Here is a 24,499-nt window from a genome sequence, read left to right as displayed (position 1 = left end):
TACCTGGATGTGAGTGAGACGGCTAAGGAATCCAACGCGGTACTGCCCGCTCGCACCGCAGCAATCCGGATCTCACTAGCACTACTTGCGGCGACACCTGCAGTTGCCGTTCGGCTCACCGGCATGTCCTTGGCCCCGGCTGTTGCCGTGATTGTGTTCGGTGTGGGAGTTCTAGCATCAGTAGCGCTCCTGATGTGGGCGGCAGAAGCGGTTCGCGCAGACATCTCCGGCAGCCTCGCTCTTGCCCTGTTATCGGTTGTTGCAATCTTGCCGGAATACGCCGTGGACATCTTCTTCGCCTACCGCTCCGGTAGTGACCCCGCCTACGCCGCCTACGCCACCGCCAACATGACCGGCGCAAATCGTTTGCTGATCGGTGTCGCCTGGCCGATCCTGACCTTTGTTGCAATTTGGGCCATCCGCCGCCGCCCCACCTCCGAATACAAAGGATGGTTCCGCAGCGGAATACAACTCGACAAGCAGCGGCGAATCGAACTGTGGTTCCTCGGCGCCGCCACCCTGTACGCCCTGATCATCCCCCTAACCGGGCGACTGGCGTGGTATGACACCCTTGTTTTGGGTGCGCTCTTTGCGGGGTATCTGTGGCGGATCCGAGGAAACACCGATTCAGAAGAAGAACTCACCGGAGTCGCCGCTACCGTCGCAGCGCAGCCGCCGCTGCGCCGGCGCCTCCTGGTTGCCGGCCTATTTGTGGCAGCAGCCATCGTAATCCTCAGCGCTGCAGAACCGTTCGGACAAGCCCTCGTGGAAGCCGGCAGCCAACTAGGGGTAGACCGATTTCTCCTCGTTCAGTGGCTGGCACCAATCGCGTCCGAATCCCCCGAAGTCCTCGTTGCCATAACCTTCGCGCTTCGCAACCGCGCCAATGACGGCATGACAGCCCTCCTGGCCGCGAAACTCAACCAATGGACCCTGCTCATCGCCTGCCTCCCCATCGCTTACTACCTCGGTGGCGGCGCAGCGGCAGGATTGCCGCTTGATGCACGCCAAACAGAAGAACTCGTTCTGACCACTGCACAAACCATCCTTGGAATTGCAGTCCTGGTAAACCTGAGACTGACCGGCGGAAAAGCGCTTCTCCTACTTGGCTTGTTCACCGCACAATTCGTCCTCCCAGACGAGCACGCACGCTATGCCATGTCGGTCGTTTACGTCCTCGTGGCAGTGGCCTTCCTCCTTGTACACCGTCACGACGTGCCCCCCCTCCTCCGTGCCGGAGTCCGTCCGCGCCCAGGGTCGCGCAAAGCGGAGGACAATTAGAGGTCGCCGGCACTGATCCGATGCTGGCACCTCTCACAAGCCGCCACCTCTACCACGGGTAGGTGCGATGAGTCACTACGACGAATCCTTTTGCTTCGCGAGGCTCCCATCATTGACTCGTACATCGCGACAAAACAGAGGCCAGCGATTCTGATGATGCTGAAACCATCCGCTCGGCGTCCCCGATATCAGGGTTCAAGTAGTACAAACCGAGCTACCGCCGTGGGGCTCCTAGACGCTGGCTCTCGGATCACCGGCGCTGACGTTGGCACGTCGCGGAAAGTCGATTTCACAGCCCTCAGTTCGCCGAGTACACACTCGACGTCACCAGCGACTGACGCTAAAAGCGGCATTGGGCCATGCGGGCGTCATCCATCCCCGCCTATTCGGATAAGTCTTGGTGAGTGACGCGCGCGTTACTCACCAAGTCGCTGCATAAGGTGGACGGGTGCCACGAGTCTTCCGCGTGATCGGCCCCGCCGCGCTGCTGCTGACGGCTGCGGTGGCGATGATGGCCGCCCTCGCGTTCGGCGGCGGAGCGTCCGCTCCGCTCCTGGCCGATCCGGGCGCGCTGGTGCGCTGGGGTCTCCCGGCCGCGACGCTGGTGGTCAATCTCAGCCTGGCCGGCACGGTCGGTGCACTGGTGCTGGCGTGCTTCGCGTTCAGCCCCGACCGTGACGAGTACGGCACTGCGCTCGACTTCGCGGCTGGGAGCGCTGCGGTCATGACGGTCGCCTCCGCCGCGACCGGACTGTTCACCTTCGTCAGCGTCTCGAACGTGCCGTGGTCGTTCGACGCCACGTTCAGCAACGGGCTGAGCTCGTTCATCACCAGCGTCTCGCTCGGCCAGGCATGGCTGGGCATCACCCTGATCGCCGCGGCGGTCACCGTGCTGTGCTTCGCGGTTCGCAACCAGACGGCGATCGTGTTCGTCACTCTGCTGGCGATGGCGACCGTCGTCCCGATGGCGCAGCAGGGTCACAGTGCCGAGGCGGCCGGGCACGATGCCGCGGTGACGTCGTTCGGCCTGCACGTGCTGTTCGCCGCGATCTGGCTCGGCGGTCTGGTGACGCTGATCGTTGTCAAGCACACCTTCGGCAAGGGAAGGCTGCTCACGGTCTTGGAGCGCTACTCCACGGTCGCTCTCATCTGCTTCATCGTCGTGGCCGCCTCCGGCTATGTGAATGCGGAGCTGCGCGTGGGCACGCTCGCCGAGCTGGCGACGCCGTACGGCATCCTCGTGCTCGTCAAGGTGGCTGCGCTGGTGGCGCTCGGCCTGTTCGGCCTGACGCAGCGCCGCTACCTGATCGGCCGGCTGAAGACGACGGGCGAGACGCGCAGCTTCTGGTGGATCGTCGTGGCGGAGCTTGCCTTCATGGGCATCGCCTCGGGTGTGGCCGCGGCGCTCGCCCGCACCGTCACGCCGGCCCCCGAGACGCGCGCTGCCACTCCGACGCCCGCCGAGATCCTGACCGGCGAGAAGCTGCCGCCCGCGCTCTCGTTCGAGCGGCTGTTCACTTCGTGGAACTTCGATCTGCTGTGGGTGCTCGCCTGCGCGTTCGCCCTCTTCTTCTACTTCGCCGCCGTGTGGCGGCTGCGGCGACGCGGCGACAAATGGCCCATCTACCGCACGATCCTGTGGACGCTGGGCATCGTCCTGCTCTTCTACATCACCAACGGCGGCGTCAACGTCTACGAGAAGTACCTCTTCTCGGCGCACATGTCGGCCCACATGGTGCTGACGATGGGCGTCCCGCTGCTGCTCGTACCCGGTGCGCCGATCACGCTTGCCGCACGCGCCATCCGCAAGCGTCGTGACGGGTCACGCGGCGGCCGGGAATGGCTGCTGCTGGCCGTCCACTCCCGCTTCGCCGCGGTCATCTCCAACCCGATCGTCGCGGCGATCCTCTTCGCCGGCTCGCTGTGGGTCTTCTACTACACGCCCGTGATCCGCTGGGCGACCACCGACCACATCGGGCACGAGTGGATGATCGTCCACTTCCTCATCACGGGGTACCTGTTCGTGCAGTCGCTGATCGGCATCGACCCGGTCAAGTACCGGCTGGCGTACCCGTTCCGGCTGCTCCTGCTACTGCTCACCATGGCGTTCCACGCCTTCTTCGGCCTGTCGATCATGCAGATGCACGGTCTGCTCCTCGCCGACTGGTTCGGCGCGATGGGCCGCACCTGGGGCGACTCGCCGCTGGTCGACCAGCAGGCGGGCGGCGGCATCGCGTGGAGCATCGGCGAGATCCCGACGGTCATCCTGGCGATCGTGGTCGCCATCCAATGGAGCCGCAGCGACGAGCGCGAGACGAAGCGGCAGGACCGCAACGCCGACCGGACGGGAGACGCCGAACTGAACGCCTACAACGAGCGAGTCGCTGCGCTCGCACGGCGCAACCCCTAGCGCTTCGCCCGCCCTATTCCCAAGCGCGGGGAGGAAAGAATCGCCAACGGGCTCGCTGCAGCATGCACCGCACTCATCCTCGGCGGCGCTTCCACTTACGCTCATGGCCGAGTCCTGCTACCGGTCGCACGCGTTCACTGCCGCGCTCGGCGCAAGCGTCCAACACCAATTCACCCGCCCATACCGGCCGCAGACTAACGGCAAGGTCGAGCGATTCAACCGCACCCTCGCCACCGAATGGGCCTACGCCGCCGCCTACCTCAGCGACGAAGCCAGAGCAGCCACCTACGACATCTGGCTCCATCACTACAATCACCACCGACCCCACACGGGAATCGGAGGCCAAGTCCCCTCAGCCCGCGTTCACAACCTCGGGGAACTACAACTAGCGATCGATAGCTAGTGCTGTTGGCGATTGCCTTATGTTGGTCGCTTCGAGCGTGTCGCTTCAGCGGCCCAGTTGACGCTCGCGCTGCTGCCCCTGGCCAGTGGATACACGTCGCGCTCTTGCCGCACGCTTTGGGGCGGTGGAGACCGCCTCGCGCGGGTGTCGGGCCTGGTCTGCGGCTGCGGTGAGGCGGGCGTCGATCACGGCAGGGTTGACCTTGCCTTCGAGCGATGCGGCGAGCTGCGCGCGACGCTCGGCGCTGTCGAAAGCGTCGGCGGCGTTCCCGCGGTCGACGTCCGCGCGTGCGGTGAGGTCGTCTGCTGCGTCACGGTTGCTCTCCGCGTCCGCGCGCACCTGGTCGACGTCGCCGGCGTCGCCGTTGAGGATGCGCTGATCCTGCTCGTTCGCCTCACGCGTGCGTTCCTCGGCTGCGCGATCCATGGTCTCTGCTGCAGCGAGGAACGCGCCCGCTTCGACCACATCGACGGCGCTCTCGCCGCGCTGTGCAGCTGCGTCCGCTCGAGCACGCTCCGCCTGGGCGATCGCCTCACGCACCGCGGCGGGATCCGCGTCGAGGTTGCGAACGTCGAGGCCATAACGCTCCTGCAACTCCTGGGCGATGCGCTCCCCTGCACGGTCGGCCTCCGGGTCGATGCCGTGCCAGGCGGTCACCATCTCGTGCACGCCTGCGATCTGCTCGACGCTCGCGGTGACCCACCAGCTGCGCTCGTAGACCGGAGCCAGTTCGGCACGGGCGGCGGCCCGCTCGGCGTCGAAACGCACCTGAAGCTCGCGGTTCTGCTGCTCGGTCTGCGCCTGCCGGGTGCGGGCGAGTTCTTCGCGCAGCCGAGCCAGTCGGGCGCCCATCTGCGCCGCGACCGTGAGCGCGATCCGCAGCTGCCCGTCGAGGGCGTCTGCGATGCCGTCGTTGTCCTCAGCCATGATCTGCCACCTTCCGTTTTATCTTCCGATGCCGCGGTCTTGATCTGGTCCCGTCGCGGGCTTGTAGAGCTTTGCGGGTTCGACCTTTGTCGGTAGCGGCGACCCAGGCCGCGGTGCGCTCAAGCCCGTCTGCGCGATCCGCACAGACTCGGGGGCGCGCTCGTCGACGTCAGTCGCCGGCCCCGTCTGTCCCTTCCGCGGAACCTCCGGAAGCCGGGATGCGACCGTGGCCATCTGCGTGTTCAGGGTGCGCGAGATCTGCGCCGCGCAGGCCTCGTCACCGATAGCCTTGTGCATGTCGATGATCGCCACGGTGAGCCGTGCCAACTGCCGCATCAGGATCGCCTCGGCCATCGTCCCTTGACCCTGGCTCGCGGCCTGCATCAGCAGCATGGCGGCGCCGCCCGCGCTGCCCATGCTGACCTTCTTCGGCTTCGACGTGTGCGCCTTGATCTGCGCCGATCGTGCCAGCTCACGGGAGGTTTCAGCGAGCGGTCCGGGCGTAGTCTCCACACGCTGCGACCACGCGGCGAACGCTCCGGCCGCGTCACGCGCGACGTGCGCCCACGCGGCCCGGTCCTCGACCGGGATGCTACGCAGTTGCTCGCGCAGCTGGCGCACCTCTTTCGAATACTGCTGCCACATCGCCGGTGCCGGTTCGTGCTCTTCACGGCCCGGCGCGACCGGCCGGTACTGCCACGGATTGCGGCTGGTCGCCTTCCACTCGTCGACCGCACTCTGCGCCGACAGCGGACTGTCAGGCCACCCCTCGCGCAGCCGCGGAAGCGTCAGATCACGTGCCAGCCGGCCCCCTCCGTACCAAACCGGAGCGGTGCCGTGCTTGGTGCGCACCGCCACCGAATAGCCGGCCACCACGTCATCGCGGCCCGCCGCGAAACGGGGCCGAATGAGGACACCGGCCCGGCGCACGCGACGCACGAACTCTCCCTCATCCAGCGACGCGGCCGCCGCCGCACGGACGGCCCGCTCGAGCCGATGCGCGTCGACCTCGACCGCGCCAGTGCGTCGTGCTCGTTCCTGTTCGGCGGGCTTGATGCCCCGCTCCCCCAGTCCGTGCTCGCGGCTGCTGAGCTGCTTCAGCCCGTACTCGCGCTCGAGGTCGCGGCAGGTGTCCTGCGCCTTCTTGAAGTCGTTGTGGGTGCTCGCCTTGGTGCCGTCCTCGCGCACCAAAGAGACCGCGATGTGAATGTGGTCATTGCCGTTGGTCGACAGACCGTGACGCACGGCCACCCACCGACACTCGGCCTTGCCGCTGGCCTCGGTGAATCCCATCCGGTCCACGAAGTCTTGCGCGATCGCGCCCCACTTCTCGTCGCTCAGCTGGCCCTCGTCGGCTCGGAGTGACAGGGAGCAGTGCCACACATCCGCGGGCGTCGTGGCAGTTCTCAGGGCGATTCCGGTATCGCTTCCGTGGGCGTTTTTCATACGGAAATTGCTACCCATCTCACAGTCTGTGCGAGTAGCCTGGCGATATGACCACCACAACGACGCAGAAGCCAGGAATGCGCGCGTACGACGACGCGGTACGTTCAACCTTCCCTGAGCTGGTGACCAAGCTCCGCGACATCATCGGCGTGCGACTGGTGGCCTACATCGGCAACGTCAAGTCGACGAAGCCCGTGGCAGAGTGGGCGGTCGGCCCGCGGGAGCCCGGCGAGACCGACCGCGACCGCCTGTTCGTCGCCTACCAGATCGCCGCTTTGCTTCGCGAGCGGAACGAGGCCGTCACGGTCCAGTCCTGGTTCAAGGGCATGAACCCTGCCCTCAATGACGCCTCTCCGGCGCGAGTGCTGCGCGAGGGCGACCCGAACGAGGTCGGCCCGGAGGTGATGGCGGCCGCCAAGGCGTTCGCCTTCATCGGATGATGGGGCTGGCGATCGCGGAGGTCTCCGAGCAAGTCTGGCGGGTGGGTTACCGCCCCGACCCTTGGGCATGGGCTGACTGGCGCTACGCGAACGACGCAGGCCGGTTCAACGGCCGCTGGGACGATCAACTGGCCGAGCTATTCCGGACGCTCTACACCGGCGAGAGCTTGCTAGCCTGCCTGCTGGAAGTGCTCGCACAGTTCCGGCCCGAGCCGCAGACGGACGCCGAACTCGACGAGATCGAGGACGAGGCCGGTGAAGTGGAGCTCTATCCGGACGCCCCCTCCGGCACCGTCGGTTACGGGTGGCTCGAGGAGCGCTTCGGGGGCAAGGCAGACCAGACCGGCCGGTACTGCTCCGTCACTCACAGCGAGAGCCTTGCGGCGATCCAAGCCAACTTCCCGTTCGCCCGCTTCAAGCTGACCCCGATCCAGCTCGACACCTCGGTCTTGAAAGATGCGCGGCGGCGGGATCTCACTCGCTCGATCGCCAGATGGATCTTCGAGCTGCGTGACGAGAACCAGAACGACCTGGTCGACGGGATCCAGTTCACCTCACGCTTCGGTGATGAGTACCGCATGTGGGCGATCTTCGAGCGGGCAGCGGATGGCGTGACCAGCGGACACCTGACGAACGAGGAGACGTTCGAGCTGCACCCGGAGACACCGGAACTTGTGGACGCGTTTCGCCTCCATAACCTTCGCTGGAAGGACTAGCGCTCAGTCCAGCGAGAGGACGCTGAGCAGGCGGTGGTCCGCCGGCATCTTGGCCAGGAGGGCAGCTCGGGCACTCTGGTAATCGGAGCGTGTGGCGTCGAGTTCGTCGACGGCTGCAGGGCGAATCCGGCCGGTGGCGATTACGCGGCCGCCACGGGGCATGGCGTTGTGGACCTGGATCAGTTCGTACCCGTCGGGCACCTGTTCCTCGATCATCGCGCGTGCCGCTTGGGCGTCGTCCGCCTCTGCGGTGATTTCCGTCACGACGGTGGACTGGATCAGGCCCCTGATGCGCATGAGGCCAGGCTACGTTGCACGACCGACGGCGATCCGGGGCTGTCTAGCCGGGGATATTGCGGGGGTCGTTGCCGTGGCTGGAGCGGTCGCCGATCTGACCGTTGAGGTTGTGCACGATGTGCTCGACCTTGCGGCGCTCGGCTTCCGCGCGGCCGGCTGCGATCGCGGCGTCGCGGGTGTTGTGCGCTCCCCCGATGGTCTCGCCCGTGCCCTCGATGCGGTTGTGCCAGGCACCGTTCTCATGGAAGGTCTCTACGTCTCCTCTGGGCATGCCCGCACCGTACGCCGCCTCATTTGACTCTTCTAGCCGCCTGGGGCGTACGTCAGCGCGGGCGGACTCGATCCCGGGTGCCAGATACCGGTCGGTCCCCGGGACGCGCACCGGCACATCTGGCCACGGAATCGGAGCAGCTGAGAGCAGCGGCGAGGAAGGTCGAGCGGGCTGGTCTTTGCGGAAGCCGATCGCAGCCCGTCTCTGCCGGGTTGCGCGATCAGGAATCGCTCGCAAGGCTTCGAGCTCGATGCGGGCGCCCTCCAGGGCGCGCTCCAACACCGCTCGCTCGACAGCAGCGAGTCGGACGCCGAACGCGTAGAGGACTAAGCCGTCGTCGGTGAGCCGGTCGACGGCGATCGGCACGGGGCGCCGGGCGAGATCCTGACCGCCGAAACCTGGCGCAGGCCGATGGCACGGAAGCCGCTCGACACCGTCCAACAGCGGTACGGCGGGATCGACGAACGCTCGATGCCAAACCCACGCAGACGCGGCACGCACTCGGTCGAGCTCCACGTACAGCCAGGCGAATGTCTCGCGAGAATCGCGAGTGCCCGCATCGATGATTTCCACCGGTCCGAAGCGTCGAGCTGTCATGGCACCTCCCCTCATTACCTAGAAGGGCCGGGCGCGCAGCTGCAGCGCACAGCGCACAGCGCACGGTCTCAGCGCCGCGGCGGCACCTGCCTTCTGGGTCGACTACGCACGGCGTCCTTCCACACCCATCCCTCGTGCTTTTGCCCGTCCCGTGTGGTGAAGCGGATCCGCACCGCATGTTCGTTCCATGCAAGAACCTCGACCTCCGGACGGATGACCGCCTCGTGGAACCGGACAAACGCGACGGCCGGCGCAGGAGCCGGTGACTCCACCGCCGGATCATGTTCGAGATCGACTTCCTCGTTCGTCAACCAGACCGGTCGAGGGCGGGTGACGATCTGCTCGATCACCCGGTCCATCCCCGCCCCGGGATAGCGCCGATTCTGACCCAATGCCCACCTCCCTCCTTGCGACTCATTAGAACATATGTTCGAATCTTGGGGGAGGTTGCGATGAGAGTCCTGCGCACAGGCGAGAAGGTTTGGTTGGTCGTCGACGACGTCGCCAGCAGGATCCACTTCGTCATCGAATACGGACCTGCGGTCAGCCAGCTCACGCACGAGACACTCATGAAGTACCGAGTCGACCACTGGACCCTCAAACGTTCGGAAAGGTGGCAATTGGGCTACTACGACGAACTTGGAGCCGCTACCCGAGCTTGTGAGCTGGCGCTCGAAGAGCGCGCGTTCATTTCACCAGCGACAGCACCAGACGGTTCGATCGTGACTCCGGAGGAACAGCGGGAGCGTTGGAGAGCCGGTCTTGATCCACGCACGGGTGAGCCAACAGAGCAGCGACAGTGACCGCGTGCCGCCAGCACGGCGATATCGTCGCAGCATGGCGATATCCGACAGCGCTGCGGCAACCCACCGGGCGCGGATCCGGGTCTTCCTCGAACGGGTCGCTGATCGGTTTCCCGACAATCCGATCATCGCACTCCGGGAAAAGTACGGCCGCACTCTCGGTCTCGTTATCACCTGGGAGTCACAGGGTGATGGAACCTTCGCGGTCTCGGACCTGGAGACCCCCGACCTGGAGCGGCGCATCCTGGAAAGCGCCATCGTTGACTGTCGAGCGTTGTTCGCTCAGAAGGACACCTGCTATCTGCCCTCAGTTCTCAAGGCCTACAAATCGCTGGTTGGGCCAGAGCGCGCTCGTAAACTGACCGAACTGTCGCAGTTAGTCAACGCCGTGGTGAGGGACGGAAAGCTGACCTCCCCGGTGATGTACTCCGGTCGCCTGGAGGAAGACAACGGGCTCGGCCCCGGGCGCCTCCTCGGCGATGATCAAATCGCCATGGACTACATCTACGGTGTTGCCTTCCATGATGATCCGGAGCGAGCGCAGCGATTGGCGAACGTCTCGGACACGGCCACCGTCCGGTTCGCCGTCATCCTGCAGCTCAATCAGCTCATCTATGCGGCCGAATGTCTGCGGGACCAGATCCACCACGACGTCGAGGCGCGCTACCTCCGCCTTGACGAATGAGCCAGGTGGGCGAGGAGCGTTGGGTCGCCGTCCGAGCGCGGTGGTCAAGCGCTGCACTCGAAGCCGCACTCGTGAGGCTGACCCGGTCTACCCTTCCTCGATGTCGCGCCAGTCATACACGGCAACGTCCGTGTCATTGCTCGTGAGGACGAAAGTCTCATAGGTGGTCCGTGATTCGTTCAGCGGGCGCTTGAACTCGCTCGGGAGGCGGCCGTCCATCGCGACGATGCGATAAGGCTCTGTACGCCCGCCGGGGAAGCGCAGCAGCGCGTTGCGCCAGCGCGCGAGTCCGCCAAACTCTTCAAGGCCGTCGACGTCGCCCATCTGCTCGACGATACTCACCGGCGTTGCAGGGGGGACAGACATAACTGCTGGGATGAGGGGCGGGACTCCCACGGCGGTAAGGATGGTGACAATGTTGGCCATGTTGGCCACGAGCTCGCTGGCGGCCCTCCGGGAAGAGCGTGTGGCGACGGCCAAGTGGCGGCCGTCCTTTCGGTGTCGTACATGAGGTGTAGTCATGCGCACTCTGTGCGGCGGCCCGACGACCGGCTGGGCTCACCCCTATGGCTTGCGGGATCTCAACCGCGCTTGCCCTTCTTCCGCTGCTCCCGGCGCGGGGTGGGATGGCCCTTGCCGCTGCGCTCATTCGCGGGCCGGCCAGATGCGGGTGTCGCACCCCTCTCAACGGCGTCAAGACCGGTGTGTTCTGCAGCGATCAGCTGAAAGATGAGCTCGATGATGACGTAGCCGGCGCTCAGGAATCCAAGCATGGCCCCAATCTGCACAACCCAGGCCTGCCACCCAAGAATCGCGCGGCCATCGTTGACGGCAGTCCAGCACAATGAGGCTGCCATAGCGCCTGCGAACGCACCGAATCCGACCGAGAGAGCCGAATAGCGCGAATACATGAACCTGCCGATTTTCACTCGCGGTTGACGCGCCGTTGCACGCGCCTCTACTGCGATGATGAGAATGGCGATCGGCAGAGTCTGCAGGAGCATCCCCGCACCGTTTACTGATACCCAGGGCACAGCGGGACTCTATCCGGAAGCGCCTCAATGTCTCGCCGAGTTCGCACGGCGAACGCAGAAACCCACGCCGTGGCGTGGGTTTCTCGAGTCGGCGCCCGGGGAACTATTTCAGAAGCTGATGCGGACCGCAGACGGCGACTCCTAGACCTAATCCGTCTCCATCGACTGCCGTCGCGCGGTCACCATAGCGCCCAAGGTGGGCCGCAGCAGCTGTCGGAGGTAGGCCATGACGATCGAAGCGCCGATGAGGACGATGCCGAGTGTGGGCAGGATGGCTCCGAGCACGCGGACAAGGATCTCCACGAACGAGAGCAGGCCATTACTTACTCCCCCGGCCGAGTTGCTGGAGTCGACGAGGTAGTAGCTGAGGCTCGGGACAAAGATCACGAGCAGAGCGCCGACAACGGCCAGGCCGACACCCCACCAGAGAACGACATTGGGTCGAAGCTTGGACGAGTTCATCGTTTCGGTTCCTCCTACGGTCGGGAGCCGGCTCGCCATTTCTTCAACGAGCCGGCTCCTTTCACCCTATGTGGGTCAGGCGCGCCAAAGGTATGCAGCCCCGGTTACGCCGGACAGCGAGAATCCCTGCATCTGGGTGTAGGCCAACACGTTGCCCCACGGAACGCTGTAGTCCCCACCGGAGCAGCCTGTCGAGTACCAGGCGGCCGCGTGACTGGAGTTGTAGCCGCGCCCGTTGGTGCACAGCTCGACGTCCGAACCGTTCTCCCAGTGGTACTGCCGGTTGTACCCGTTGTATCCGGCGACCGCGCACCCCTGAACGCTCGTCCACCAAGTCCCAGGGCCGGCGACCGAACGCACCGTTTCCCCGCAGCCAGACATCGGCGCCATGACCTTTCCGAGCGTCTGAGTCTTGCCTGCCCGGTCCGCGGCCTGGACATCAGCGATGACCTTCGGAGCGTCCCCCGCCTTGACGTTCACGACGACCTCGTGGCCGGACGGAACGGCGATCACCAGCGGACCGGAGAACGTCGACGGGTCCAGGGCGACTGTAGGCGGCGCTGCGTCTGCAGTGACCGCCTGGGTGGCTGCTGCCGGCGCCGGCGAGGCATTGGCTGCGGGCGCGATTGCCAGCGTGCTGATCGCTGCCGCCACAACAGCGACACCAAGGGCGAACTTCCTCGTTCTTACTTGCATTCCTTGCTCCTTACGGATCCCGCGCAGCATCGACCGCCTCGTGAGCTGCCGCTCCCGAGCGAGATTCCATCACATCCAGCGACCGAACCCCCGCCGGTCGACTTACGGAACCTTTGGTCAGGCTATGGATCACGGTCACCGAAAACGAGTCCTGTGAAATCGGTTCGCTTTCGCTAGACTCCGCCGTCTACCCACTCGCCCCTTCGAGAGTTACTCTGGAAGAGAGGAGGATGAATGCGCCCCACAATTTGGGTTCTCATTGGGCTCGTGCTCGCGGCTGCGCTGGCGTCCTGGGCTTTTGTCGTGGGCGCGCCGACGGGCCTCTATCTCGCGATCGCGTTCTGGACCGTCGTCGCGATCGGCACGATCATCCGGATCATTTCGGCGGTGCGTGGGCGGAAGGTCAAAGCTGCCGCCCAGCCTGTCGTCGACGGCGTCGAGACATGGGAGAGCTTGTACCTTAACCATCGACCACCACGCCTAGCCACGGTCGAGGCTCCCCCATACACGGTCACTGAGCCGACCGACTTCAACTCGCGGAGTGGAATCGACCTCGACCGGAAGCGGGCCGAACTCTAGCGCTCAGCCCGCGAGCGAGGGCTGAGCTTTGCGTTGGCTACGACAAGGCTCGATGGCGGGCCGGCCTCGAACCCGCGCATTGGCAAACTGCGTGAAGATTTAGCCCTACCAGGGAGTGTTCTCCCCCGGACCGGGGCGGCGCTTCGCCTCAGATATCCCTGGGCGCAGCGTGGGCGGCAGGTTCAGCCTCTCCGACTCCTCATTGATCCGGGTGAGCGCCGCCTGATCATCGACCAGCTCCATGATGATCGCGACGGCGAGCATGGCTGCCATCGCGGCCATGTTCGTCGCCGGGCCTCGCAGCGCATGCGAGGGTTCGTGGCGTAGCAACAGGTCCTCGGCCTCGCCGGCGAAGTATGAGGTCTGGGTGGTGGAGCGTACATGCACTGCGAGAGACAGGCTGCCGTAGGAGTTCTCGAGGAAGCGCTCTTCGTCGAGATCGCGCATCATGTCAGTGAACGATGGCAGGCCCCTCCCCTGCGGGACCGTGATCGCTGCGGCCGTGGCGAGCAGCCCATCGTCGCTGAACCATTTACCGACCATCTCGATGTTCTCCTTCTCATCGCGGATCATCGAGACCCGCAGCTTTGAGAGTCCGTCGTTCCGATGGAACGCCCACTGGGCCGTGACCGCGTGCTCCAGCGCCGCTCGCGCGAGCACCATCGCCTCGCGTTCGAACTCTGCGTCGACCAGCAACACATAGGCGCGCGCGTGCCTGATCGTTTGGACGCAGATACCCCAGAGCTGCTTGAACACAAGTTCGTCGGAGACTCTCACGACAAAGTCGTCGCGGTCGATGAGCTCGGACGCCTCTCGGATCCAGGCGATCCAGTCGCCCTCGGTCGGTCGAGGTTCAGAGGGATCGTTCATTGACGCCTCGGATCATTGGAGTGGGCAGCGATGTGCTGGATGAGTTGCCCCCAAGCTGCGTGAGCCTGGTCGACGTCGGGATATCGGCCGAGGTGCCACCGACCCTCCGGCAGACCCTGCAGCTTGTAGTCGACCACGAGTTCAACGTCGTTCTCGCCCTGCCGGGTAACGGGGATGAGACTCGTGATGTGATCGGGGTTGATCCATCGCGCGGGAGGCGGCCCACCCAGCGCAGCGTGGATGAGCGGAACGTCGGCCGCGGCCGGCGGAAAGGCGACTAGAGCCACGCGCGACAGCGTAGTGGGGCCCTCGTCTGCAGAGGGACACGGCGGTACGGTCATGCCATGGTTGCGACCCCGCTCGTCGACGTCGACGGCCGCCGCCTGCGTCTAACCAACCTGGAGAAGGTGCTGTATCCAGAAACCGGGACCACCAAGGGCGACGTCATCCACTACTACGCGAGCATCGTGCCGGCTCTCCTCCCCCACCTCGCAGAGCGGCCGGTGACCCGCAAGCGCTGGCCGGACGGTGTAGGCACCGCGGCCGCACCCGTCGAGTCCTTCTTCGAGAAGGACCTTGGCGTGGGCGTTCCCGATTGGGTACTGCGTGAAGCGATCCTCCACTCCGGTGGGGAGAAGCGTTACCCCGTCGTCGCCGACCGAGCGACCATCGTCTGGCTTGCCCAGAGCGCGGCGCTCGAGCTGCACGTCCCGCAGTGGCGGTTCGACACTGAGCGCCGGCCGACCAGGATGGTGCTGGACTTCGATCCCGGCGAGGGCGCCGGTCTGTCCGAGTGCGCCGAGGTCGCTCTCTGGGCCAAGGCCCTCCTTGACGACATGGGGCTGCCGACTTTCCCGGTCACCTCCGGGAGCAAGGGCATCCACGTCTACGTTCCCCTCGACGGCCGACTGACCTCCGACCAGGTTTCTAACGTTGCGCACGAGCTCGCTCGCGCGCTCGAGGCAGATCATCCCGACGAGGTCGTGTCGAGGATGCTGAAAGAGCATCGCGTCGGAAAGGTCTTCATCGATTGGTCGCAGAACAACGGAAAGAAGACCACGATCTCCCCGTACTCGATGCGCGGGACACCGCGCCCCTTCGCGGCGGCGCCGCGCACGTGGGACGAGATCGCGGCCCCGAATCTGTCCCAGCTCAGCTACACCGACGTGCTTGATCGCTTCGAAGAGGTCGGCGACTTGCTCGCAGGCCTAGACCCCTCCCCCGCTGTACGGCCGCCTGAGGCGCTACGCGAGCAGATCGACCTAGCACTCGCTAAAGCCGCCGAACGCCTCCCAGAGGCCGCGGCACTGCCCGGAGGAAGCCGATACGAGCCGAAGCTCGACGGCTGGCGTACCGCAGCAGTCGTCGACATCGACCGCGTAACTCTCTGGTCACGGCAAAAGACGAATTTGACGGACTCTTTCCCGGATGTCGCCGAAGCGATCACCGCGCAGGTCTCCCCCGGCGTCGTACTCGACGGTGAGCTCGTTCGCTGGAACGACGACCGCCTAGACTTCGATGCGCTGCAACGGCGGTATTCGTCGAGCAAGCGCCGCCTGCAGCAGCTTGTCGACGACGAACCGGTCGAGTACATCGTCTTCGACATTCTCGCCGCCGGCGGCCGCGATCTTCGCCCCCTCCCCTACGACGAACGACGTCGCGTCCTCGAACAGACTGCAGCCAGCTGGCGGACGCCGCTCGCTGTGATCGACGCATCCACTGACCTGTCGGTCGCGCGAGTCTGGTTCGACGAGCTGCCGGAGAGTGGCATCGAGGGCCTGGTCGTGAAGGGCGGCGCGCAGCCGTACCGAGGAGGCCAGCGCGACTGGTGAGTTAACTGCACCACCAGCGCGCCATCAGAGGAGACCGTCTCCTGTTGGTAGACCGGTGGTGCGACCATTGGCGGCCGCGGCGAGGAGCACTACTGTGAGCGAACCGGACATCTCGGAAGACCCCGTGAGCCGCGGCCTGCGATTAGGCGATGTGCCACTGGCGCGAGTGGGCAGCGTGAAAGTCGAGCTTGGCGCGGCTGAGCCATACATGCTGCTCGATGGGAAGGGCCGGGTCGTCGAGCCGGTCAGTGCGTGGGTGCGCAACATGGTTGTCGGCGACCACAGTCCGCGCACGATCAGGTCGTACTGCTACGCCGCTCTCACTTGGTTCCGCGTGCTCTGGCAGCTCGACGTCGGCTGGGAACGGGCGACTGAGGCAGAGACAGCCGCTCTGGTGAGCTGGCTTCGCGTCGCGCCGAACCCCCAGCGTCGCCGCCAGGCCGGTACGCCCGCAGTGAACCTCAAGACGGGCAAGCCGAACCTCGGCTTGGGCTACGGTGCGGCGACCATCAACCTCACCCTGGCCGCCGTCCGCGGATTTTACGACTTCCACGCGCACTGGGGCCGCGGCCCGGTGATCAACCCGGTCCCGGAGTCGCCTGCTCGTCGTCGCGCGCTCGCTCACCGCAGCCCTCTTGAGCCTCGCCAGGCTTACAGGCGTGGGGCCTACAGGCAGCGCGCACAGCCGCGCGCGCCGCGGTCGATCCCGGATGCAATGTGGGAGGAGTTCTTCGCGCAGATGCCGAGTGACCGTGATCGGGCGTTGGTCGCTTGCTACGTGAGCTCTGGTGCGCGGGCCGAGGAGCTGCTGGGAGCCCAGCTCGAGGACGTGGATTGGGCCCGGCAGCGGATGTCAGTCGTGTCGAAGGGCTCGCGCGAGCGGCGGATGGTCCCGCTATCTCCCGAGGCCTTGACGTGGCTCAGCCGGTACCTTCGCACCTTCGGTGACGCCTCCAGCGGACCGCTCTGGAGGACGGTTCGGGGAGAGCCGCGCCCACTCACCTATGGCGCCGCCCGCCGTGTGCTGCAGCGCGCGAACGGCAGGCTTGGTACGAACTGGACGTTGCACGATCTGCGGCACACGGCTGCGATGCGGATGGTGAACAGCGGCGTGCTAACCATGCCGGAGGTGCAGGTCGTGCTCGGCCACGCTGACCTGAGGACCACGAGCATCTACACCACGCCGCGCATTGACGAAGTCATCGACAAGGTACACGAACACTACGCCCGCCCCGCACCTCCGCCCCCACGGTTCGCGTCCGGTTACGCCGCTGAGGACATTGCGATCATCTTCGGGCATGCCGGTGAGTAGGGCGATCGTGTCCACGACCGGTGTCTGGAGCCGGAGAGAGGCACCGCAAGACGGCGACCTCGGCTCTAAGCCGTCCTCGAAGAAGTCGTGGGGCAAAGCAGATGTCGTTGAACCGTTGGCACCCCAGCCTCGCCTACCGCACCCGCTCGGAGACTTGAGCGCGGCACCGGTCGAAGCGTTGGTCAAGGCTGCCTGTTCCGTCATTCCGCGGTCGGCTATCCAGCTCGACAAGCGCTCGCGCTCCATCCGGCGGTTCGCCGAGCACCTGAGCACCTTCCCGGGAGACACCTGGCAGGAGAGGTGGGACGCCAGCGGTTTGGGCACCTCAACAACCGCGATCCGGTCGCTCAACCCAACACCGGCCGCAAGCTGGACGATGACCAGCGGCTTCTCCTGGTTCGTCGCACTCCGGGTCCTGGTTCCGACGTTGCGCGTACTGCGGACCAACGCGGTGTCGGACTTCTTCAAGATCTTCCTCGCGAGCCAACCCGGCGACCCGGACCTGACTGCTCTGGTCACTGCGATCGAGGCTGCTCCGGTAAGCGCGAAGTCGCGCAATCAGACCCTCACCGACTTGTCCTACATGCTCGCGGTCCAGGCCATCCCCGCCTCCGACATCTCCCCCAGCGGCTTGATGCACTTCGGCCTGGGATTGCGCAAGGTCAGCACTGCCTGGGACAAGAACACCCGCAAGTTGGCGGGAGCCCTGGTCTGGCAGGTGCTGTTCGACGCCGGCAAGTTCCCGGAAGGCACCCCCGTGACTATGCGCATCGCCACGGTGGGCGGGCGAAAGAGCGTGGCAGAGTTGGTCGACTCTTACGGCGTTTCAAACGCCGGGGTACGCCAGCTCCTCATCGACTACATCACCCACCGCGGGGCACTGGGGATGGACTACTCCACCCTCAGCAGTCTGGTCCGGGCCTTGACCCGCAACTTCTGGTGCGTGATCGAGCGTGTGAACCCCGACCAAGTCGACCTGGATCTTGACGAGGCCACATACGAAGCGTGGCGTGCCGAGGTCGACACCGTGCAGACCGCGGAGGGGCGGCGTCCCCGCCAGAGCATCTGGGACCTCCTCATCGCCGTCCGCGCACTCTACCTCGACATCCAGAGCTGGGCGCTCGAGGACCCGGCACGATGGGGACCCTGGGTCGCCCGCTGCCCAATCCCGCCCATCGCCAGCCGCGGCTACAGCGCCGGCAGACGCCGTCTCGCTGAGCGGATCGCCGACCGGACACGCACTCGTCAACCCCTGCTGGAGCTGCTGGTCGATCACGTTGTGGTGGTACGTGACCAGATGAGCGCGTTGCTCGCCGCGGCCGAGGCATCCGCTGGAGCCGACTTCGAAGTGAACAGCGTCCGCTACATCCGGGTCTCGCCGCCTCCGAGCGCCGCCAAGTTCCCCCACGCCGGTCCGCGCTCACGTCGCGGTGCAGCCCTCGAGCCCGACGCTGACGCTGGCCTGCTCCGGATCGAGCCGGCCGACGGCGGCCCTGCAATCGACATCCAGAGCGAGGAAGCGCGGGCATTCTGGACCTGGGCGATCATCGAGGTGTTACGCCTGACTGGCATCCGCCACGAGGAACTATTGGAGCTCTCCCACCTGTCCGTCCGGCAGTATCGGCGGCCAAACGGCGAAATCGTCGCGCTGCTCGTCGTGACACCGTCCAAGACAGACCGGGAACGGGTCATCCCGATGTCGCCCGAACTTCTCCACGTGATCGCCCAGGTCATTCGTCGGCAGACCGACAAGCTCGGAGCGATCCCGCTCGTGCGCAGGTGGGACCCACACGAGCGACAGCACACCGAGCCGATGCCGTTCCTATTCCAACGCAGTAGCGGCCCGACACCCGGTGTGATGAGTCCAACGACTGTCGCCAGATTGATCCGCCGAGCGTGCCAAGAGGTCGCAGACCGCCACCCGCAATTCGAGGGACTGACCTTCACCCCACACGACTTCCGACGCCTGTTCGCGACGGACCTCGTGAACAACGGCCTACCTATCCACATCGGCGCGGCCCTCCTCGGTCACGCAAGCCTCCAAACGACACGCGGCTATGTCGCAGTGTTCGACGAGGACGTGGTCCGCCACTACCAGCTCCACCTGACCCGACGCCGGCGACTGCGGCCTCAGGACGAGTACCGCGATACAACGGTCTCCGAATGGCAGGAGTTCGAGGAGCACTTCGACAGACGCAAGGTCGAGCTCGGAGCCTGCGGCCGGCCCTACGGAACGCCATGCGCCCACGAACACGCCTGCGTACGCTGCCCGATGCTTCACGTCGAGCCACAGATGATCGCCCGACTCGACGACCTCGAATCAGACCTCATCGTCCGACGGGAGCGCGCAGAAGCCGAAGGCTGGCAGGGCGAGATCGAGGGCCTCGAAGTAACCCTCGATCATCTGCGACTCAAACGCGAGAAGGCCCGTCGGATGAATCCAAGCGGCCCTGTCGACCTGCCGATCCCAGCCTTCGGCCGGCCAAGCACTAACTGATTGTCCAGTTTCCGCTCGAGGTCTACCTTAGCCCGGAGGAACGCCTGGAGACTGTGAGTCCGCGTGGTCGCCGACTTTGCGGCATCCTGCGTCCGTGGACGATCTGAGTCTGCCCTACCCCCGGCCGATGGGGTGCAGCACATGGTGACCGACGACGGCCTGACGACGATCGCCGCGGTGGGCCCGATCCCGGGCCAAGTCGTGAGCGACGGTGCGAATTCTTGGCGGGAATGGCGCTCGACTGCGCAGATCGGACAGCTTCGGTTGGCAGTCGATAGCTGCAGCTGAAGCAGCTTGCGCTGCTGGTCTCGACCGCGAATCGATTATCTTTCCGCCAAGCGCCAGGTTAGGTTCGGCGTGGCTTGCTGGCGTCGCCGGAGGCGCGCATGTAAGGTTGTTTCTGCAAGGGCGAAAGAGGGCTTAATCCGCTGCTGTGGGTTGGGTTCTCGTATTTACAATCAGCCTGTTGGTGCCGATCGTTAGCTGAGGCTCCTTCGCGAACAGATGCCAGCGACCCCAAATGTCGAGAGACGCCTCGGGTCAGGACAGGCTTCCCCGGATTAAGGGGTCGCCCCGATTGGCTCCCGAGAGTTCGGGTGACGTCGCGGAGTGCCAAAGGTCTTACGTGGAGAGGCGAGGCCGCTTGGCGGCTGTCCCTGGAGGTGCTCGGGTGCGCGAGCTGGGAGGTGCGGGATGGACGACCATGATAGTCAGGCGTTTAACAAGGCCCGCCTCCGCTTCGCGCTCCGTCTGGAGAGTGCTCGTCTCTAGCCTGTCGGGCTAGGGCGCCCCTTCTTTTCTTCTTCTTCTTTTCGTCGCGCACGCGGCGGAAGGGTGATTGCTCACGCCCGGGTGCCGGGCACGAAAGCGACGACTCATGACCTCTATGCAGACCCCTTCGCAGCACGCCGCGTTGGACTCCGCGCACGTCGGCGATATCCAGGGCGCCTTCGGCACGATCCCGGTCGGGGATGACGCGCCCCGGGTGAAGCTGTCAGCGAAGATGAAGACGCTGCTCGCTATTGTCGGGCCAGGGCTGATCGTGATGGTCGGCGATAACGATGCCGGCGCGTTCGGCACCTACACTCAGGCGGGCCAGAACTACGGGACGTCGTTGTTGTGGACGCTTCTGCTGCTGGTTCCGGTGCTGTACGTGAACCAGGAGATGGTGCTCAGGCTCGGCGCGGTCACCGGTGTGGGTCACGCCCGGCTGATCCTGGAACGGTTTGGAAAGTTCTGGGGCGCGTTCAGCGTGATCGACCTGTTCATCCTGAACGCGCTGACGATCGTGACCGAGTTCATCGGCATCAGCCTGGGGTTGAGCTACCTCGGGCTGCCCCAGGTCCCGGGCGTGATCATCGCGGCGGCTGTGATCATCGCCGCGGCCAGTACGGGCTCGTTCCGCAGGTTCGAGCGACTGTGCATGTTCTTGATCTTCGGGTCGCTGATCCTCATCCCGCTCGCGATCATGGCCCACCCGTCGTTCGCGGAGGTCGCGCACGGGTTCCTGGTGCCGGGGATTCCTGCGGGCGCCGACGTGTCCACGGTCGTGCTGTTGATCATCGGCATCGTGGGAACCACCGTGGCGCCGTGGCAGTTGTTCTTCCAGCAGTCATACGTCATCGACAAGAGGATCACCCCGCGGTTCATGTCGTACGAGAAGATCGACGTGTGGATCGGGATCGTGATCGTCGTGATCGGGGGTGCCATCCTGATGTCCGTGCCCGCTGCGGTGTTCGCGGGCCGTCCGGAGTTCGGCAACTTCACCGACGCGCTGGGGGTCGCGGAAGGCCTCGGGAAGTATGTGGGCCGGATCGCGGGGATGCTGTTCGCGGTCGCACTGATCGACGCATCGATCATCGGAGCCGCCGCGGTCGGGCTGTCGACCTCATACGCGCTGGGCGACACGCTCGGGCTGAAGCACTCGCTGCACCGCAAGATCCGGGACGCGAAAGGCTTCTACTCCACCTTTGCCGGCCTGCTCGTGGTCGCCGCGGTGATCGTGGTGCTGCCCGGAAGCCCGCTCGGTCTGATCACCGTCGGCGTGCAGGTGCTGGCAGGTGTGTTGCTGCCGTCGGCGACAGTGTTCCTCCTTCTGCTGTGCAACGACAAAGAGGTCCTCGGCCCGTGGGTGAACGGCCGGTGGCTGAATGTGTTCACCTCGGCGGTGATCGCGGTGCTGGTGATCCTTTCGCTGGTGCTCACGGTCAGCGTGATCTTCCCGAGCATCTCCGGTGGCGGGATCATCACCATCCTGGTGGTCGGTGCAGCGGTGTCGGTCGCGGTCGGAGCCGGGTTCGCGGTGTGGCGCTTGCGTCACCCGGTTGCGCGGGCCGAGCGTGTGTCGCGGGCCGAGCGCGCGGCGTGGCGGATGCCACCGCTGACGCTGCTGAACCCTCCGCGGTTGTCCACGGGGAGGCGCTTGGGTTTGACCGTCCTGCGCGGCTATCTGCTGCTGGCTATGATCCTCGTGATCGTGCGCGTGGTGCAGCTGGCGCTGGGCCACTGAACCGATCCCATCGGAACTGAAGGGAGTTGAGTGCTGTGAACGGATCGACAACCATCGAGCACCGCATGCTGTCCGGACTCGTCCGCAAGCCGGTGAGAGACGGACGGGGTAACGTCATCGGCGCACTCTCGGACATCGTGGTGCGGCTGGGCCTCGAGGGGTATCCCTCGGTCGCCGGGCTGGTCGCGAGGGTGGGATCGACCTCCGTGTTCATCCCGGCCGCGGACGTGAGCGATCTCACCGACGACGGCGCGGTACTCAGCAGCGCACGCCTGGATCTTCGCCCGTTCGAGCGCCGCCCGGGGGAGGTACTGCTGAAGGAGGCGGTGCTCGGCCATCGGCTGGTCGACGTGGGCAACGCGCGCCTGGTCCGCGCGTACGACGTCTGCCTGGAACGCACGCCGACCGGGTGGGCGGCGACGGGGCTCGATGTGACGCCACCGAACTGGCTGGGACGGCGCCGGGCCGGGGAATCGTCGTTGCGCGATTGGAAGGGCTTCGACGTCCTGATCGGTCACGCGCCCTCAGCGACTCTCCGCGCCCGCTGGAAGAGGTTCGACGGACTGCGGGCAGCAGAGATCGCGGACCTGATCGAGGACGCCACGCAACCCGAGCGCGACGATCTGTTTCAGCATCTGCACGAAGACCCGGAACTCGAAGCCGACGTCATCGAGGAGCTCGACGACGACGAGCAGGCGAAAGTGCTCAAGAGCCGCGACACCGCCGACATCGCGGCCGTGCTCAGCCGGATGCACGCGGACGATGTCGTCGATGCGGTGCTTGATCTCCCGCAGGAGCGGCGGCAGGCGGTCGTCGACGCGCTGCCGGAGCCCCAGCGCCGGGACGTGCTGCGACTGATGCGATACCAGGGCCGCAGCGCGGGCGGGATGATGGGCATCGAATACGTCGCCCTCCCCGCCTCCGCGACCGTCGAACAGGCCATAGCCGCCGTGCGGACCGCTCGCACCCAGCAACCGCAGGCGCTGACGACGGTGTATCTGACCGAGGATGAACAAAGGTTGAGTGGCGCGGTCACCCTCGTCGCCCTGGTGCAGGCGGATTCGACGTCGTCGCTGAAGGATATTGCGGAAGCGGGGGCGGTGAGCGTGGTCCCATCCGATGACGTCGTGACCGTCGTGACCCTCATGTCCGACTACGACCTGCTGAGTCTGCCGGTGGTCGATGACGCGGACGAGATCGTCGGCATCATCACCGTCGACGACGCCCTCGAGGAAGCCATACCCGACGACTGGCAGCAACGGGAACGACGCCGCCACACCAGCTAACCATCGAAGCTAACCTCAGAGCGCAGAAGGGCGTCCCGTCATGACCCTCACCGATATCGACTATCTCCTGCGGCTGCTGTTGGCAGCGGGCTGCGGGATGCTTATCGGACTGGAACGCCAGTACCGCTCCCGTACGGCAGGGTTAAGAACGCAGGCTCTGGTCGCGCTTGGTGCGGCGTCCTTCGTTTTGTTCGGGATTCAAGTCGGCACCCCGCAAGCACCTCTTCAGATCGCGGCGTATGTGGTCTCCGGCGTTGGCTTCCTCGGCGGTGGGGTGATCCTCCGGCAGGGATTTACGGTGCAGGGGCTCAACACTGCCGCGACACTATGGTGCTCGGCCGCAGTTGGTTGCCAGGCCGCCGCCGGCCATGTGGTCCCGGCGCTCATTACGACAGGTATCGTGCTTTCGATCCACCTGCTCTTGAGGCCTCTCGGTCGGCTTGTCGACCGGGCGCCAGCCGCGAAAACCGACACAATCGGTGCATATGTGATCACAGTGCTCGTGGAAGACGAGAAAGAGCCCGAGGTGCGTGCGAGACTATCGGAGATCTTGTCCGCGCCGGATGTGATCGTCCAAGCGATGAGCAGCCACCTCGAGGGCAGCGAAAAGGGACACGAACTGTCACGGCTCAACGCCGAGATCCTGGTCGAGGGAAACGGGTCGGCACTGCTGGATTCCGCCGTCACCCAACTCTCGGCCGAACCTCGCATCCGGGAAGTCTCATGGCAGTCCGAGGATCCCGAACCGATTCCGGTTCAGTCCCTCGAGGGGACGGGCCGTTTCGGAGTCCGATCGCTGTGGAAAAGACGAGGCGACGCCTGATGACCGCTGTTCCGATCGACTGGACCATGTGAGCATGGACCTCCATGCGATCATTCCCCTCAGCATCGCCCTTGCCCTTCTCGTGTTGACGGGCAGCCTCGCTCTCATCGACGCCATCCGCGTGCGGCGCGCTCACCGTGATACGCGCCACGTGGAGCGCCACTCCCGTCGGTAGTGCTATCCAAAGGAACGGTGCGGCGAAGAAGGTCCCTCTCAGCCGCCCCCAGTGACGCGACTGCCGCTTTGAAGACGCCCGGTCCGACCGGTTCCCAGGTCTCCTGCCACGAGACCGTAATTCAGCGTTCGACGCCGATCAGCCGCGC

General features: G+C 65.5%; 23 protein-coding genes, 1 pseudogene and 1 riboswitch. Of the genes and pseudogenes, 14 read left to right on the top strand and 10 right to left on the bottom strand.

Features of this window, described 5'->3' with window-relative positions; genetic code table 11:
- The first annotated feature begins 9 nt into the window (after window positions 1-9).
- The 3 genes and pseudogenes from P5G59_RS19360 to P5G59_RS19350 all read left to right on the top strand — a co-directional run.
- The gene (locus P5G59_RS19360; protein ID WP_301220660.1) at window positions 10-1,281 is read left to right on the top strand and encodes a sodium:proton exchanger; all 1,272 of its coding nucleotides are present in this window, start codon (window positions 10-12) and stop codon (window positions 1,279-1,281) included.
- Window positions 1,282-1,789: 508 nt separating this feature from the next.
- Window positions 1,790-3,691, top strand: coding sequence for a bifunctional copper resistance protein CopD/cytochrome c oxidase assembly protein (locus P5G59_RS19355; RefSeq protein WP_301220746.1), 1,902 nt, complete (start codon window positions 1,790-1,792; stop codon window positions 3,689-3,691).
- Between the two features lie 112 nt (window positions 3,692-3,803).
- A pseudogene (locus P5G59_RS19350) lies at window positions 3,804-4,094 on the top strand (integrase core domain-containing protein); the annotation flags it as partial.
- Window positions 4,095-4,139: 45 nt separating this feature from the next.
- Here the strand turns inward: P5G59_RS19350 and P5G59_RS19345 are convergent.
- Together P5G59_RS19345 and P5G59_RS19340 are read right to left on the bottom strand one after the other, a co-directional pair.
- A complete protein-coding gene (locus P5G59_RS19345) occupies window positions 4,140-5,021 on the bottom strand; it encodes a hypothetical protein (protein WP_301220659.1) in 882 nt (293 codons plus the stop codon).
- 18 nt (window positions 5,022-5,039) lie between these two features.
- On the bottom strand, window positions 5,040-6,485 hold the full coding sequence (locus P5G59_RS19340) for a relaxase/mobilization nuclease domain-containing protein (RefSeq protein ID WP_301220658.1): 1,446 nt from the start codon (window positions 6,483-6,485) through the stop codon (window positions 5,040-5,042).
- A 29-nt stretch (window positions 6,486-6,514) separates the two neighbouring features.
- Here P5G59_RS19340 and P5G59_RS19335 point away from each other — a divergent pair, with 29 nt between their 5' ends.
- A complete protein-coding gene (locus P5G59_RS19335) occupies window positions 6,515-6,907 on the top strand; it encodes a hypothetical protein (RefSeq protein ID WP_301220657.1) in 393 nt (130 codons plus the stop codon).
- Window positions 6,904-7,623, top strand: a complete 720-nt coding sequence (locus P5G59_RS19330; RefSeq protein ID WP_301220656.1) for an RES family NAD+ phosphorylase — start codon at window positions 6,904-6,906, stop codon at window positions 7,621-7,623. Before P5G59_RS19335 ends, P5G59_RS19330 begins: the two co-directional genes overlap by 4 nt.
- Window positions 7,624-7,626: 3 nt before the next feature.
- Here P5G59_RS19330 and P5G59_RS19325 read toward each other — a convergent pair whose 3' ends face one another.
- The 3 genes from P5G59_RS19325 to P5G59_RS19315 all read right to left on the bottom strand — a co-directional run bounded on the left by P5G59_RS19325 (window position 7,627) and on the right by P5G59_RS19315 (window position 9,138).
- Window positions 7,627-7,920, bottom strand: a complete 294-nt coding sequence (locus P5G59_RS19325) for a hypothetical protein (RefSeq protein WP_301220655.1) — start codon at window positions 7,918-7,920, stop codon at window positions 7,627-7,629.
- A 43-nt stretch (window positions 7,921-7,963) separates the two neighbouring features.
- Window positions 7,964-8,788: a DUF2188 domain-containing protein gene (locus tag P5G59_RS19320; protein WP_301220654.1), complete on the bottom strand. Its 825-nt coding sequence runs from the start codon at window positions 8,786-8,788 to the stop codon at window positions 7,964-7,966.
- Window positions 8,789-8,856: 68 nt separating this feature from the next.
- Entirely contained in the window at window positions 8,857-9,138 is a 282-nt protein-coding gene (locus tag P5G59_RS19315; RefSeq protein ID WP_301220653.1) for a hypothetical protein, read from the bottom strand.
- A 102-nt stretch (window positions 9,139-9,240) separates the two neighbouring features.
- Here P5G59_RS19315 and P5G59_RS19310 point away from each other — a divergent pair, with 102 nt between their 5' ends.
- Together P5G59_RS19310 and P5G59_RS19305 are read left to right on the top strand one after the other, a co-directional pair.
- Window positions 9,241-9,591 carry a hypothetical protein gene (locus P5G59_RS19310; protein WP_301220652.1) on the top strand — a complete coding sequence of 117 codons (351 nt, stop codon included), beginning with the start codon at window positions 9,241-9,243 and terminating at the stop codon, window positions 9,589-9,591.
- Window positions 9,592-9,625: 34 nt separating this feature from the next.
- Entirely contained in the window at window positions 9,626-10,276 is a 651-nt protein-coding gene (locus tag P5G59_RS19305) for a hypothetical protein (RefSeq protein WP_301220651.1), read from the top strand.
- Between the two features lie 87 nt (window positions 10,277-10,363).
- On the opposite strand, the gene P5G59_RS19300 is transcribed toward P5G59_RS19305, so the two are convergent.
- The 4 genes from P5G59_RS19300 to P5G59_RS19285 form a co-directional block, all read right to left on the bottom strand.
- Window positions 10,364-10,600 carry a hypothetical protein gene (locus P5G59_RS19300; RefSeq protein ID WP_301220650.1) on the bottom strand — a complete coding sequence of 79 codons (237 nt, stop codon included), beginning with the start codon at window positions 10,598-10,600 and terminating at the stop codon, window positions 10,364-10,366.
- A gap of 257 nt (window positions 10,601-10,857) precedes the next feature.
- On the bottom strand, window positions 10,858-11,280 hold the full coding sequence (locus P5G59_RS19295) for a hypothetical protein (RefSeq protein WP_301220649.1): 423 nt from the start codon (window positions 11,278-11,280) through the stop codon (window positions 10,858-10,860).
- A 177-nt stretch (window positions 11,281-11,457) separates the two neighbouring features.
- Window positions 11,458-11,772, bottom strand: coding sequence for a hypothetical protein (locus tag P5G59_RS19290; RefSeq protein WP_208042430.1), 315 nt, complete (start codon window positions 11,770-11,772; stop codon window positions 11,458-11,460).
- Between the two features lie 75 nt (window positions 11,773-11,847).
- Window positions 11,848-12,468, bottom strand: a complete 621-nt coding sequence (locus P5G59_RS19285) for a hypothetical protein (RefSeq protein ID WP_301220648.1) — start codon at window positions 12,466-12,468, stop codon at window positions 11,848-11,850.
- A 234-nt stretch (window positions 12,469-12,702) separates the two neighbouring features.
- On the opposite strand from P5G59_RS19285, the gene P5G59_RS19280 reads away from it, so the two are divergent.
- Window positions 12,703-13,047, top strand: coding sequence for a hypothetical protein (locus P5G59_RS19280; RefSeq protein ID WP_301220647.1), 345 nt, complete (start codon window positions 12,703-12,705; stop codon window positions 13,045-13,047).
- A 105-nt stretch (window positions 13,048-13,152) separates the two neighbouring features.
- Here the strand turns inward: P5G59_RS19280 and P5G59_RS19275 are convergent, their stop codons facing one another.
- Window positions 13,153-13,917, bottom strand: coding sequence for a DUF5677 domain-containing protein (locus P5G59_RS19275; protein ID WP_301220646.1), 765 nt, complete (start codon window positions 13,915-13,917; stop codon window positions 13,153-13,155).
- A 344-nt stretch (window positions 13,918-14,261) separates the two neighbouring features.
- Between P5G59_RS19275 and ligD the strand changes: the two genes are divergently transcribed.
- From ligD to P5G59_RS19245, 6 genes are all read left to right on the top strand, one after another.
- Window positions 14,262-15,749: a non-homologous end-joining DNA ligase gene (gene ligD / locus P5G59_RS19270; protein ID WP_301220645.1), complete on the top strand. Its 1,488-nt coding sequence runs from the start codon at window positions 14,262-14,264 to the stop codon at window positions 15,747-15,749.
- Window positions 15,750-15,843: 94 nt separating this feature from the next.
- The gene (locus tag P5G59_RS19265) at window positions 15,844-17,061 is read left to right on the top strand and encodes a tyrosine-type recombinase/integrase (RefSeq protein ID WP_301220644.1); all 1,218 of its coding nucleotides are present in this window, start codon (window positions 15,844-15,846) and stop codon (window positions 17,059-17,061) included.
- 154 nt (window positions 17,062-17,215) lie between these two features.
- Entirely contained in the window at window positions 17,216-19,558 is a 2,343-nt protein-coding gene (locus P5G59_RS19260; protein WP_301220643.1) for a tyrosine-type recombinase/integrase, read from the top strand.
- Between the two features lie 468 nt (window positions 19,559-20,026).
- Window positions 20,027-20,196, top strand: a riboswitch (M-box (ykoK) riboswitch).
- Window positions 20,197-20,435: 239 nt separating this feature from the next.
- On the top strand, window positions 20,436-22,067 hold the full coding sequence (locus tag P5G59_RS19255) for an Nramp family divalent metal transporter (protein WP_115697616.1): 1,632 nt from the start codon (window positions 20,436-20,438) through the stop codon (window positions 22,065-22,067).
- Window positions 22,068-22,102: 35 nt separating this feature from the next.
- A complete protein-coding gene (locus P5G59_RS19250; protein ID WP_301220642.1) occupies window positions 22,103-23,353 on the top strand; it encodes a magnesium transporter MgtE N-terminal domain-containing protein in 1,251 nt (416 codons plus the stop codon).
- Between the two features lie 40 nt (window positions 23,354-23,393).
- Window positions 23,394-24,176: an MgtC/SapB family protein gene (locus tag P5G59_RS19245; RefSeq protein WP_115697618.1), complete on the top strand. Its 783-nt coding sequence runs from the start codon at window positions 23,394-23,396 to the stop codon at window positions 24,174-24,176.
- The last annotated feature ends 323 nt before the right edge of the window (window positions 24,177-24,499 follow it).

Origin of the sequence: Leifsonia virtsii (assembly GCF_030433675.1) — a bacterium.
Taxonomy (GTDB): Bacteria; Actinomycetota; Actinomycetes; order Actinomycetales; family Microbacteriaceae; genus Leifsonia; species Leifsonia virtsii.
This window is presented reverse-complemented; position numbering and strand designations above follow the sequence as displayed.